The following is a 12,202-nucleotide window of genomic DNA, read 5'->3' on the forward strand; positions in this document are numbered from 1 at the left end:
GGTTATTTGGTAAGGGCCAGCTTCAGGCCAAAGCCGATCAGGAACACGCCGGCCAGCTTTTCCAGCCCGCGCACGATCACGGGGTTGGCACGCAGGCGTTCGGCCAGAAAATGCGTCAGCAACACCACGATCACGCCATAGGCCAGGGTCAGGGCCGCGATGGTGGCCGCCATGACGCCAAAGGTCAGCAGGCCCTGGTGGTGCACCGGGTCGACAAACAGCGGGAAGAAAGCCATGTAGAACACGATGGCCTTGGGGTTGAGCAAGGTGATGGCAGCGGCCTGTTGAAAATACTGGCGCGGCCGGATGTTCAGCACCGGGGCCGATCCGGGCTTGGCCGTCAGCATGCGAAAACCCAGCCAGGCCAGGTAGGCCGCGCCCAGCCACTGCACCGCATGGAAAGCCGGCGGCCAGGCGGCCAGCAAGGCAGCCACACCGGCCACGGCCATCCACATCAGCACCTGGTCACCCGCGATCACGCCCAGGGTGGCGGCCATGCCGCCACGCAGCCCACCCTTGCCGGTGGAGGTGATCAGTGCCAGGTTGCCCGGCCCCGGGATCGCCAGAAACAGGACGATGGCCGCCACGAAAGCGCCGTAATCTGCCACACCGAACATGAGTCACTCCTTCACCAACTGAGCGGCCGAGTTTACGCGAGCGCCCTGCCCGCCCGGATGTCAGAACGTGTTGACACCCTCAGATCAGGCCGGCTTCATCCAGATGATGCAACGTTCGGCCTCCAAACCCGGCACGACCAGCTGTTCCACGTGAAACACCTGCACCGTGGCCGGCAGGGCCGCCAGCTCGTCCACCGGGTGCTTGGCCTTCATGGCCAGCCAGACACTGCCCTCGCCCAGCGCCGCCTGTGACCAGTTCACAAAATCAGGCAGCGAGGCAAAGGCCCGGCAGCTCACCACATCGAAGGGGCCGCTCAGGTTCTCGACCCGGGCATGCACGCCGCGCAGATTGCCCAGCCGCAGCTCGGCCGCCACCTGCTGCACAAAGGCCGCCTTCTTGGCCACGGTGTCCACGCAGCTGACCGACAGCTCCGGGCAGCAGATGGCAAACACCACCCCGGGCAGGCCGCCGCCCGAACCCACGTCCAGCAACTTGCGGGCCACGCCCTCCCCCAGGCTGGCCAGGTGGCGCTGCAACGGCGGCACCGCCGCCAGGCTGTCGAGCAGGTGGTGGGTCAGCATCTCGGCCGGATCGCGCACCGAGGTCAGGTTGTAGACCTTGTTCCACTTCTGGATCAAGGCCATGTAGTCGAGCAGGCGGCCCACCTGCTGATCGCTCAGTGCCAGGCCCAGGGCCTGCAGGCCAGCCCGCAGCTCGGCTTCAAAGGCGCGCGCGCTCATGGGGCCACCGCCGTTTCATCGGCACGGGCTGCCTCGTTGGCAAAGCCCCGGAAGCCGCCCTTCTTCAGGTGGATCATCAGCAGCGAGATGGCCGCAGGGGTCACCCCCGAAATGCGCGATGCCAGGCCCAGGGTCTCGGGCCGGTGCTTGTTGAGCTTCTGGCGCACCTCGATCGACAGCGCCCCCACCTGCAGGTAGTCGAAATCGGGCGGCAGCTTGAGGTTCTCGTAATGGGCCGCGCGCTGCACCTCGTCGCGCTGGCGGTCGATGTAGCCTGAGTACTTGGCCGTGATTTCAATCTGCTCCACCACCGGCTCATACAACTCGCCCAGGGCTTCGCGCGACACCACCACGGGCTGGGCCTCTGTGGCCACCGGCAGGTACTTGCCGCCGTCCAAAGACATCAGGGCGGCGTAGCTCACATCGGGGCGGCGCAGCAGATCGGCCAGGTTGTATTCGTGCTCAATGGCCTTGCCCAGCACCCGCTCGGATTCGGCCGCTGGCAGATTGCGCGGGTTCACCCAGGTGCCACGCAGGCGCTCTGTTTCACGTGAAACAGCTTCCAGCTTGCGGCTGAAGGCGGCCCAGCGGGCGTCGTCCACCAGGCCCAGGCGCCGGCCCGCCTCGGTCAGACGCATGTCGGCATTGTCTTCACGCAACTGCAGGCGGAACTCGGCCCGGCTGGTGAACATGCGATAGGGCTCGGTCACGCCCTTGGTGATCAGGTCGTCCACCAGCACGCCCAGGTAGGCCTCGTCGCGGCGCGGCAGCCAGGGCTCGTCGCCACGGCATTGCAGCGCGGCATTGATGCCGGCGAACAGGCCCTGGGCCGCGGCCTCTTCGTAGCCGGTGGTGCCATTGATCTGGCCGGCAAAGAACAGGCCGCCGATCTGGCGGGTCTCAAAGCTGCTCTTCAGCGCCCGGGGGTCGAAGTAGTCGTACTCGATGGCATAGCCCGGGCGCAGGATGTGGGCGTTCTCCAGCCCCACCATGCTGCGCACCAGCTCGTACTGGATGTCAAAAGGCAGGCTGGTGCTGATGCCGTTGGGGTAGTACTCGTGGGTGCTGAGGCCTTCGGGCTCCAGGAAGATCTGGTGGCTGTCCTTGTCGGCAAAGCGGTTGATCTTGTCTTCCACGCTGGGGCAGTAGCGCGGGCCCACGCCCTCGATCTTGCCGGTGAACATGGGGCTGCGGTCAAAGCCGCTCCGGATGATCTCGTGCGTGCGCTCGTTGGTGTGGGTGATCCAGCACGGCATCTGCTGCGGGTGCATGGCCACCGAACCCATGAAGCTGAACACCGGGATGGCCCCCGGCAAGCCGCCGGGCATGCCGTCACCGGGCTGCTCGGTGCACTTGGAGAAGTCGATGCTGCGCCCATCGATGCGCGGCGGCGTGCCGGTCTTGAGGCGGCCCTGGGGCAGCTTCAGTTCCTTGAGGCGCGCCGACAGCGTGACCGCAGGCGGGTCGCCGGCCCGGCCGGCCGAGTAGTTGTTCAGGCCGACATGGATCTTGCCGTCCAGGAAGGTGCCTGCCGTGAGCACCACCGTGCGCGCACGGAAGCGGATGCCCACCTGGGTGACGGCGCCCACCACGCGGTCGCCCTCCACCATCAAGTCGTCCACCGCCTGCTGGAACAGCCACAGATTGGGCTGGTTCTCCAGCCGGTGCCGGATCGCCGCCTTGTACAGAATGCGATCGGCCTGGGCCCGGGTGGCGCGCACGGCCGGCCCCTTGGAGCTGTTGAGGATGCGGAACTGGATGCCCGACTCGTCGGTGGCGATGCCCATGGCGCCGCCCAGGGCGTCCACCTCTTTCACCAGGTGGCCCTTGCCGATGCCACCGATCGAGGGGTTGCAACTCATCTGCCCCAGGGTTTCGATGTTGTGCGAGAGCAGCAAGGTCTTGCAGCCCATGCGGGCCGCGGCCAGGGCGGCCTCGGTGCCGGCATGACCGCCGCCAACGACGATGACGTCGAATTCTTGTGGGTAAAGCATGGTGGTGAAATCGGCCCTGTTGAAGCCGCAGACAGAGGTGGCCAAACAAGAAACCGGCGCCGTGGGCGCCAGGCCGGGGGGCCAACGCCCCGGGAGGCGAGATTTTAACGGGCGCGCCCTGCCCACGCACCTACCGTGGCCAAAGACCAGGGCCTGTGGCCCTGGCCCCGGACGCTCAGCCCTCACAATGTCGCCCATGAATCAGCCCGTGTTTCACGTGAAACCAAGCCCTCCCCCAGCGCAATGCCGCCCCGGCTGCGGCGCCTGCTGCACCGCCCCGTCCATCTCCAGCCCCATCCCCGGCATGCCGCAGGGCAAGCCCGCCGGTGTGCCCTGCATCCAGCTCGACGCGCAGCAGCGCTGCCAGATCTTCGGCCACCCCGACCGCCCTGCCGTGTGCAGTCAGCTGCAACCCAGCCACGACATGTGCCGCGACAGCTGGGAGGCGGCCCTGCAAGGTTTGGCCGAACTCGAAGCGCTGACCCGGCCCGGCAGCCCCTGAATCACCCCTCACCGGCCGATCAAGCCCCCAGGCGCTGGCGCAACGCCTGCAGCAGACCCAGCGCCGCTTCGTGCTCGTAGCGCCGCACGCTCAGCTCCAGGCGCCCGGCCAATTCGGCCGACACCTGGGCCAGCGCCGGCAACAGGGGGCGCAGCAGCTCGTGGGCTTCGAAGCCCGCCTCGGCCAGGGTCCGCTCCAGCGCATCGAGTGCCGCAGCGTCCAGAGCGGGCAACGGGGCGACAGCATCCACGGGCGACGGCAGCGGCTTGTCCACCGGATCCTCCACCTGCGCCAGCGGCAGCCAACGGGTCAAGACGGCATACAGCGTGGGCGGGTCCACCGGTTTGGCCACAAAGTCGTTCATGCCGGCGGCCAGGCAATTCGAACGCACCTCGGCAAAGGCATTGGCCGTCATCGCCACGATGGGCAGGCCGGCACAGCCCGGCAGGGCCCGCAGGTGCCGGGTGGCCTCCAGGCCATCCATGCCCGGCATCTGCAGGTCCATCAGCACCAGGTCGGGCAAGGCCGGCAACCCGGCGCGCACCTGGTCCAGCGCGCTCAGGCCCGACTCGGCACAAATCACCTGCAGGCCGACCGAGCTCAGCAGCTCGCTGGCCACATCGCGGTTGATCGGGTTGTCCTCCACCAGCAACACCCGCGAGCCGGCAAACCGATGCTCAGGCCCCTGCCCGGCCACCCACTGCTCGGGCAGGGCCTGCACCGCCTCGCGCACCCGGCTGACCAGCAGCAGCAGGCAGTCCAGCAGCGAGGAGTAGGACACCGGCTTTTCCAGCACCACCGGCACCCCCAAGGCAGCCGCCTCGGACCGCAGGTGGGCATCGACACTGGCGCTGACCAGCAGGCAGGCCGGCCCCTGCCCTGCGGGGTGGGCCGCACGCAGGGCCCGCACGGTGTCCAGCCCATTCAGGCCGGGCATCAGCCAGTCGAGCAGCACCAGGGTGTAGGGGTCGCCGGCCTGCTCGGCCTGGGCCACCCGGGCCAGGGCCTGCTGGCCCGAATCGGCCACATCGGTGCGCAGGCCCAGCTGGCTCAGCATGTCGGCCAGCGCCTCGCGCGCCTCGGGCAGGTCGTCCACCAGCAAGGCACGCAAGCCGGCCAGCGGCTGCACCGAGGGGATGCTCACAGGGTTCTCGGCCTCCTGCAGCAACACCGTCACCCAGAAGCAACTGCCCTGCCCCGGCACGCTCTCCACCCCGGCCTCACCCCCCATCAGCTGCACCAGATGGCGCGTGATGGCCAGCCCCAGGCCGGTGCCGCCAAAACGCCGCGTGGTCGAGGCATCGGCCTGCTCGAAGGCGCTGAACAGGTGGGGCAGGCGGTCGGCCGGGATGCCGATGCCGGTGTCACGCACCTCAAAGCGCACCCGCAACGCACCGGCCGGCGCGCCGGGCTGCAGACGGGCGCGCAGCAGCACCGAACCCCGCTCGGTGAACTTCACCGCATTGCTCAGCAGGTTCAGCAGGGCCTGCGACAGGCGGGTCGGGTCACCCCGCAGGGTGCGGGGCAGGTGGTCAGTGTCCAGCACCAGCTCCAGGCCCTTGTCGCGCGCCGTCTCCGTCACCAGCGCACAGGTGCGCGCCAGCATGGTGTCGAGCGCAAAGTCGATCGATTCCAGGCTCAGCTTGCCAGCCTCGATCTTGGACAGGTCCAGGATGTCGTTGATCAGGCTCAGCAGGTGGTGGGCGGCATCGTCGATCTTGCCCAGGCGCTCACGGGCCGAGGGGTCGCTCAGATCACGTCGCAGCAGGTAGGTCAGGCCCATGATGGCATTCATGGGGGTGCGGATCTCATGGCTCATGTTGGCCAGAAAAGCCCCCTTGGCCCGGGCCGCCGACTCGGCCCGATCGCGCGCCAGCCCCAGCTCTTCATTGAGCTCCAGCAGGCGCTGCTCGGCCTGCTTGGAGCGGGTGATGTCGGTGGCCAGCACAAAAAAGCCGCGCACCTCGCCCTCGCGCCAGTCGGGCGTGTAGTGCAGCTGGGTGACAGCATGCACGCCGCTGGCACTGAGCTCCTCGCGCTCGAAGCGCTGCGGCTCACCGGCCAATGCGCCAAACACCTGGCGGTTGAAAGCCTGCAGGCGGGCCGGGCCGAAAATCTCTTCCATGCTGCGGCCCGTCACCTGCTCCTCACGCAGGCCGAACCAGTCGAGGTAGCCCTTGTTGACAAAGCGGCAGCGCAGATCGCGCCCCCAGTAGGCCACGCGGCCCGGGATGTTGTCGGCCACCAGGCGCAGCAGCTGCTCGGCCTCGCGCAGGCCGGCATTCAGTTCACGCTGGCATGCCTCGGCGTCTTTCAGGGCCTGCACGTTGGTGGCAAAGAAGTAATAGCCCTGCACCACCCCGTCCTGCCAGTCGGGCAGGCGCTTGACCAGGAAGTGGGCTGAGCGCCCGGCCTGCCCAGGCATGTCGTAGTCACCGTTCAGCGTTTCACCCTGCAAAATACGCTCGATGAAGGGCCGCTGGCTCTGGTAGAAGGCCTCGCCCAGCACCTCGCTCACCGTGCGGCCCAGCACCTGGTCGGCCTGCTGGCCGAACCAGTCCAGGTAGGCCTGGTTGGCAAAGCGCAGCCGCAGGCTGCGATCCCAGTAGGCCACCAGCGCAGGCTGGTTGTCGGTCACGATCTGGGCCCGGGTCTCGCTGGCCAGGCGGGCCTGCACCGCCTGCTCCAGGGCCTGGGTGCGGGCCTCAACCAGCACCTCCAGGTGCTCGCGGTGGCGCACCAGTTCGGCCGCCGCGGCCCGGCTTTCGGTCACATCGGTGAACGAGACCAACACCCCTTGCAGGGCCTGGGTGGCCGGGTCGCGCAGGGGTTCGGCATTGACGTTGAGCCACAGCATCGCACCCTGCACATCAGGGTGCCCGGTCAGGCATTGGTGTACCGCCTGCCCGCCGCGCAACACCCGAGCCAGGGGCAGGTCCTCGGGGGCCAGGATGTTTCCGCCTTCGTCGCGGGCCTGCCAGTCTTTCGGGTTTGGAAAGCGCTGCTGCATGTCCTGCAGCGACAAGCCCAGGATGCGCTCGGCCGAGGGGTTGCAGGTGCGGATGCGGCCGTCGGGTGCAAACACCATCACCCCTTCGGTCAGCGAGGACACCATGATCCGGTAGGCCGCTTCACTGTCATGCAGGCGTTGCAGCAGCCTGCTGCGCGCCCGCTCGGCCCGGTAGATGGCCACGCAAGCCGCCAATAGCAGCAGCAATGAGGCCAGCAGGCCGGCATCAAAAGCCAGGTCCAGGCGCTGCGACAAGGCCTCACTGTCCCGTCGCAACTGGTGATTCACGGCAGCCACCCCGGTGTCGAGGTGGTGCAGCGCCAGGCGCAGGGCCAGGCCCTGTTGCGGGCTGGCAGGCCCGGGCCCCGAGGCCTTCAAGACCTCCAATTGCTGGCGAAAGCGGGCCAGATCCTGCACCAGGTCCGGCACACCGGCGCGCTCCAGCACCGGCCCCACCGCAGCGACCGTGTACCCCGCCAGCGCCTGCGCGAGCAGGGCCTCACCGCGCGAGCGCTGCCAGGGGGAATCGGGGTCGCTGGCCAGCATCAGGTGCAACAGGCCCTGGTGCAGATCCTCACCCGCCTGGGCCAAGGCCTGCATCTGCTGCTGCGCCGCCGCCAGACGCTGCTGCTGATGCGCATGCAGGCCGGCCATGGCCAGGCAGATCAGCACGGCGGCCAGCCCGGCCAGCAGGATCCGCCGGGGCACGGGATCACGGGCCGGCACAGAGGTGGCGAGGCCGGTGGCGCTCATGCCTCAGCCCACCAGCACCCCACCCAGGGCCTGGTACTTGGCGGCCACGGCGTCCTCGGTGTCGGCATGGCGCTCGGCCACGGCGCAGAACTCTTCAAAACGCGTGGCAAAAGCGGCCGCCACATCGGGGTCGAAATGGCGCCCGGCCTCGGCCAGGATCATGTCGCGCGCCACCTCGAAGGCAAACGGCGGCTTGTACACCCGGCGCGAAATCAGGGCATCGAACACATCGGCCAAGGCCATCAGGCGCGCCGCCACCGGGATGGCGTCACCGGCCAGCCCGTCGGGGTAGCCGCTGCCGTCCCAGCGCTCGTGGTGGTGCCGGGCAATCTGCTTGGCGCAGGCCAGAAAGTCGATGGGCGGGCCGCCCTCGTCCACCAGGTCCTGCTCGGCCCGCTCGATCGCCTGAGCACCCAGCAGCGCATGGGTCTTCATGAGCTGCCACTCCTCGGGCGTGAGCTTGCCCGGCTTGAGCAGCACATGGTCCGGAATACCCACCTTGCCGATGTCGTGCAGCGGCGCCGACTTGGCGATGCGCTCGATGCTGTCGGCGTCCAGCTCGGCCACAAAGCGCGGGTGCCGTGTCAGGTGCGTGGCCAGCAGGCGCACATAGCCCTGGGTGCGCAGCAGGTGGTTGCCGGTCTCGGGGTCGCGCGTCTCGGCCAGCCGCGCCAGCGCGTGGATGCTGATGTGCTGGATGCGCTGGTTCTCGGCCATGCGCCGGGCCACCTCGGCCTCCAGGCTCACATTGCGATCGCTGAGCAGATCCCGGGCACGCTTGAGCTCCAGCTGGGTCTTCACGCGGGCCATCACCACGGGCGGGCGCAAGGGCTTGGTGATGTAGTCCAGCGCCCCCAGGGACAGGCCCTGGGCCTCGTCGGCGGTGTCGTCCATGGCGGTCACGAACAGCACCGGGATGTCGCGGGTGAGGGGCTCGGCCTGCAGGCGGCGCAGCACCTCCAGCCCATCCATGCCCGGCATCATCACGTCCAGAAGAATCAGGTCGGGCCTGGGTGAGGAGGCCGCCAGACGCAAGGCCGCCGGACCCGAGTTCGCCACCCGCACGCGGTAAAGCGCCTGCAAGAGCTCCCCCAGCACGGTGAGGTTGTCCGGCAAATCATCGACGACGAGCACCACCGGACGGGTGTCGCACGGTTCGCGCGCACTCATGGAAGCTTCCCCCTGACGGATGTTTTCGGACCATTATGGGCGTGTGCATATAGTCTGAATAGCCTGTATTCACCTAGGGCTTCCAAGACTTGCACCGGTCCGGCCCACCCCGGCAAAAGCCCGGCCCATCTCGACTAAGGCGACGTGCTCAAAGGCCGCTGCCGCCAGGCCAGCAAGGCCCCCACCCACAGCGCCAGCGCCGAGAACACCAGGCCCCGCACCAGCCCACCCGCCCCGTCGGCAATCCAGCCCACCGCCGTCGGCCCCACGATCTGCCCGGCTGCAAACACGATGGTGAAGGCGCTGATGCCGGCCGCCCAGCGCGAGGCCGGCAGGTTGTGGCGCACCAAGGCGGTGGTCGAGGCCACCACCGACAGGAACACCCCGCCGAACATCAGCCCCGACAGCAGCAAGGCCGGCCACCAGTCGCTCAGCGCCGGCAGCAGCGCCGCCACCCCCAGCAAGCCATTCAGAAAGGCCAGCGCGCCACCCCCGCGCGCGCGCTCCAGCAAGCCGGCCCAGAGCCGTGCCGAGGCCAGCACCGCCGCCCCCAGCAAGGCATAGAACAAGGTGATGCGTTCGGGCGCCACGCCCTGCTCGCGCAACAGGGCCACCACAAAGGTCATGTAGCCGATGTAGCCCACGCCAAAGGCGGTGTAGCCCGCCAGGGCCGGCCACAGCGGGCGCGGGTCGAAGCCCCGGCCTGTGGCCCCCACCGTGGCCGGCGGCAGCAAGGCCGCCAGGCGGCGCGCCGGCCACCACAGCGCCGCACTGGCCAGCAGGCTGACCGCCGCCAGCGCCCACCAGGCCCAGCGCCAGGCATGGGCCTCGTGCACGGCCTGCTGCAAAGCCTCGGGCACAGCCCAAGCCGACAGCGCAATGCCCCAGCCGGTGCCACCGTAGTACAGACCCAGCAACCAGCCCGAGCGCCCGGGCTGCAAGGCCCCCAGGCGCGCCGCCATCAGGCCGCCGGCAATGAACACCAGCGCGCTGGCCGCGCCGGCCAGCAGGCGCTGCACCAGCAAGGGCGCGGCTTCGGTGAAAAACCCGCTGCAGGCCATGAACAGGCTGGCCAGCAGCGCCCCGCCCAGCAGCACCCGCTCGGGCCCCTGACGGCGCAGCAGCCAGGGCGTGGCCAGGGCCCCCAGCAGGTAGCCCAGGGCATTGGCGGTGTTCATGGCGCCGGCCAGCGCATACGACCAGCCCAGGTCCTCGCGCATGGTGGGCAGCAGCAGGCCATAGGCAAAGCGGGTGATGCCCAGCGAGACCGCCGCCCCCAGCGACAGCGCCAGGGCCAGCAAGGTGGCGGGCAGGGCCGCAGGAGCGCCCAGGGTGGAACGCGGCATGGGTGTTGTCTCCGTACTTGTTATGACGCCACTGTAAGCGCGCCGGCAGCTCACTGCAGGGAGCGCACCGGGTCGCGAGGGCGACGCCGGCCCGCCCCATGCCCGCGACGGCTCTGGCATAAAACGCATGATCTTGCGCAAGCAAGCCCATTGCCGGCGCGCTACGCTGTGCCACCGTCTCTTGCGACCCCATCACCGCCCTTTTTCAGGAACCCCATGAGCTCTCTGTTCGAACCCGTCCAGGCCGGCAGCCTGAAACTCGCCAACCGCATCGCCATGGCACCGCTCACACGCAACCGCGCCCCCGGCGCCGTGCCGGCGGCCATCACCGCCACCTACTACGCCCAGCGCGCCAGCGCCGGCCTGCTGATCACCGAGGCCACCGCCATCAGTCACCAGGGCCAGGGCTATGCCGACGTGCCCGGCCTGTATGGCGACGACCAGATCGAAGGCTGGAAGAAGGTCACCGCCGCCGTGCACGCCCAGGGCGGCAAGATCGTGGTGCAGCTGTGGCACGTGGGTCGGGTCTCGCACACCGACCTGCAGCCGGGCAACGCCGCCCCGGTGGCGCCGTCGGCCATCCGCGCCAACACCAAGACCGTGTTGATCAAGGACGGCGTGCCCGGCTTTGTCGAAACCTCCACCCCGCGCGCCCTCGAACTGAGCGAACTGCCCGGCATCGTTGACGACTACCGTCGCGCCGCCCGCGCCGCCATCACCGCCGGCTTTGACGGGGTCGAGATCCATGCCGCCAACGGCTACCTGATCGACCAGTTCCTCAAGACCGGCAGCAACCACCGCACCGACGCCTATGGCGGCAGCATCGAAAACCGCGCCCGCCTGCTGCTGGAGGTGGTGGCCGCCATCAGCGCCGAGATCGGTGGCGACAAGACCGGCATCCGCCTCTCGCCGGTCACCCCCGCCAACGACGTGATCGATGCCGATCCACAGCCCCTGTTCGAGTACGTGCTGCGCCAGCTGGCCCCCTGCGGCCTGGCCTATGTGCACGTGATCGAGGGCGCCACCGGCGGGGCCCGCACCCTGCCCGATCGCCCCTTCGACTACGCCGCCGCCAAGGTCGCCTACCGCCAGGCTGGCGGCCAGGGTGCCTGGATGGTGAACAACGGCTACACCCGCGAGCTGGCCGATGCGGCCGTGGCGGGCGGCGCCGACATCGTGGCCTTTGGCCGCCCCTTCATTGCCAACCCCGATCTGGTGGAGCGCCTGCGCCGCAACGGCCCCTACAACGAAGGCAACCGTGCCACCTACTACGGCGGTGGCGAAGCCGGCTACCTCGACTACCCCACGCTCTGATCCAGCGCAGGCCACCGGGCCGGTGTCCGGCCCGGGCTAACATCGGGCCCGCACCCACAAGCGCCCCGCGAGAGCCCCATGAGAATCCTGCTGATCGAAGACGACCCCCAGCTGAGCGAGGCCCTGGCCAGCTTTCTGCGCGCCAAGGGCTTTGTGGTCGACACCGCGGGCACGCTGGCCCAGGCCCGCGCCACCCTGCCGGCCGCGCACTGGGGCGCGGTGCTGCTCGACCTGCACCTGCCCGACGGCGACGGGCTCAGCCTGCTGCCCCTGCTGCAGCGCCAGCACCCCGACAGCAGCGTCATCGTGCTGACGGCACGCGACCAGATCACCGACCGCATCCGGGGCCTGGACGCCGGGGCCGACGACTACCTGGTCAAACCTTTTGACCCCGAAGAGCTGCTGGCCCGGCTGCGCGCGGTGGAACGCCGCCGGGGCGGCGCCAGCGGCCAGGGCGCCACGCTCACCCTGGGGGCCCTGAGCGTGGACCTGGCGCGCGACCGGGTGCGCGTCAACGGCCAGGCGGTGGAGCTCACGGCCAAGGAATGGGCGCTGCTGCGCGTGATGGCCAGCCGCCCCGAACGCATCCACAGCCGCGAAAGCCTGCTCGACGCCCTGTACGGTTTTGACGACGACACCGACAGCAACACCCTGGAGGTGTTCATCAGCAACCTGCGCCGCAAGATCGGGCGCGAGCGCATCCAGACCCTGCGCGGCCTGGGCTACCGCCTGGCCGGCGACGCCGGGGCCTGAGG

9 protein-coding genes are annotated in these 12,202 nt (G+C 69.2%); 3 read left to right on the forward strand and 6 right to left on the reverse strand.

Going from position 1 to position 12,202, the window contains the following annotated elements:
- Positions 1-2 precede the first annotated feature (2 nt).
- From F624_RS0107575 to mnmG, 3 genes are all read right to left on the reverse strand, one after another.
- Positions 3-617 (reverse strand): LysE family translocator, encoded by a 615-nt coding sequence (locus tag F624_RS0107575; RefSeq protein ID WP_019573680.1) that lies wholly within the window; start codon positions 615-617, stop codon positions 3-5.
- Positions 618-701: 84 nt separating this feature from the next.
- Positions 702-1,358: a 16S rRNA (guanine(527)-N(7))-methyltransferase RsmG gene (rsmG, locus tag F624_RS0107580; RefSeq protein ID WP_019573681.1), complete on the reverse strand. Its 657-nt coding sequence runs from the start codon at positions 1,356-1,358 to the stop codon at positions 702-704.
- Positions 1,355-3,352, reverse strand: coding sequence for a tRNA uridine-5-carboxymethylaminomethyl(34) synthesis enzyme MnmG (gene mnmG, locus F624_RS0107585; protein ID WP_031254449.1), 1,998 nt, complete (start codon positions 3,350-3,352; stop codon positions 1,355-1,357). The genes rsmG and mnmG overlap by 4 nt, the downstream gene beginning before the upstream one ends.
- Positions 3,353-3,569: 217 nt before the next feature.
- Here mnmG and F624_RS33995 point away from each other — a divergent pair, with 217 nt between their 5' ends.
- Positions 3,570-3,854, forward strand: a complete 285-nt coding sequence (locus F624_RS33995) for a YkgJ family cysteine cluster protein (RefSeq protein ID WP_245573582.1) — start codon at positions 3,570-3,572, stop codon at positions 3,852-3,854.
- A gap of 19 nt (positions 3,855-3,873) precedes the next feature.
- Here the strand turns inward: F624_RS33995 and F624_RS33325 are convergent, their stop codons facing one another.
- From F624_RS33325 to F624_RS0107605, 3 genes are all read right to left on the reverse strand, one after another.
- A complete protein-coding gene (locus tag F624_RS33325) occupies positions 3,874-7,617 on the reverse strand; it encodes a PAS domain-containing hybrid sensor histidine kinase/response regulator (RefSeq protein WP_019573684.1) in 3,744 nt (1,247 codons plus the stop codon).
- Positions 7,618-7,620: 3 nt separating this feature from the next.
- Complete coding sequence (locus tag F624_RS0107600) at positions 7,621-8,787, reverse strand: response regulator (protein ID WP_019573685.1); 1,167 nt, start codon at positions 8,785-8,787, stop codon at positions 7,621-7,623.
- A gap of 134 nt (positions 8,788-8,921) precedes the next feature.
- Positions 8,922-10,133, reverse strand: coding sequence for a YbfB/YjiJ family MFS transporter (locus tag F624_RS0107605; RefSeq protein ID WP_019573686.1), 1,212 nt, complete (start codon positions 10,131-10,133; stop codon positions 8,922-8,924).
- Between the two features lie 216 nt (positions 10,134-10,349).
- On the opposite strand from F624_RS0107605, the gene F624_RS0107610 reads away from it, so the two are divergent.
- Positions 10,350-11,447, forward strand: coding sequence for an alkene reductase (locus tag F624_RS0107610; protein ID WP_019573687.1), 1,098 nt, complete (start codon positions 10,350-10,352; stop codon positions 11,445-11,447).
- Positions 11,448-11,525: 78 nt separating this feature from the next.
- The gene (locus F624_RS0107615; protein ID WP_019573688.1) at positions 11,526-12,200 is read left to right on the forward strand and encodes a response regulator; all 675 of its coding nucleotides are present in this window, start codon (positions 11,526-11,528) and stop codon (positions 12,198-12,200) included.
- Positions 12,201-12,202: the final 2 nt, after the last annotated feature.

Source organism: Curvibacter lanceolatus ATCC 14669 (assembly GCF_000381265.1).
Taxonomy (GTDB): Bacteria; Pseudomonadota; Gammaproteobacteria; order Burkholderiales; family Burkholderiaceae_C; genus Curvibacter; species Curvibacter lanceolatus.

What these genes read in the sequence shown, in the direction of transcription:
- F624_RS0107600 (WP_019573685.1), bottom strand. Translation starts at nt 8,787, where the DNA reads ATGAGTGCGCGCGAACCGTGCGACACCCGTCCGGTGGTGCTCGTCGTC.
- F624_RS0107605 (WP_019573686.1), bottom strand. Translation starts at nt 10,133, where the DNA reads ATGCCGCGTTCCACCCTGGGCGCTCCTGCGGCCCTGCCCGCCACCTTG.
- F624_RS0107575 (WP_019573680.1), bottom strand. Translation starts at nt 617, where the DNA reads ATGTTCGGTGTGGCAGATTACGGCGCTTTCGTGGCGGCCATCGTCCTG.
- F624_RS33325 (WP_019573684.1), bottom strand. Translation starts at nt 7,617, where the DNA reads ATGAGCGCCACCGGCCTCGCCACCTCTGTGCCGGCCCGTGATCCCGTG.
- F624_RS0107610 (WP_019573687.1), top strand. Translation starts at nt 10,350, where the DNA reads ATGAGCTCTCTGTTCGAACCCGTCCAGGCCGGCAGCCTGAAACTCGCC.
- F624_RS0107615 (WP_019573688.1), top strand. Translation starts at nt 11,526, where the DNA reads ATGAGAATCCTGCTGATCGAAGACGACCCCCAGCTGAGCGAGGCCCTG.
- rsmG (WP_019573681.1), bottom strand. Translation starts at nt 1,358, where the DNA reads ATGAGCGCGCGCGCCTTTGAAGCCGAGCTGCGGGCTGGCCTGCAGGCC.
- mnmG (WP_031254449.1), bottom strand. Translation starts at nt 3,352, where the DNA reads ATGCTTTACCCACAAGAATTCGACGTCATCGTCGTTGGCGGCGGTCAT.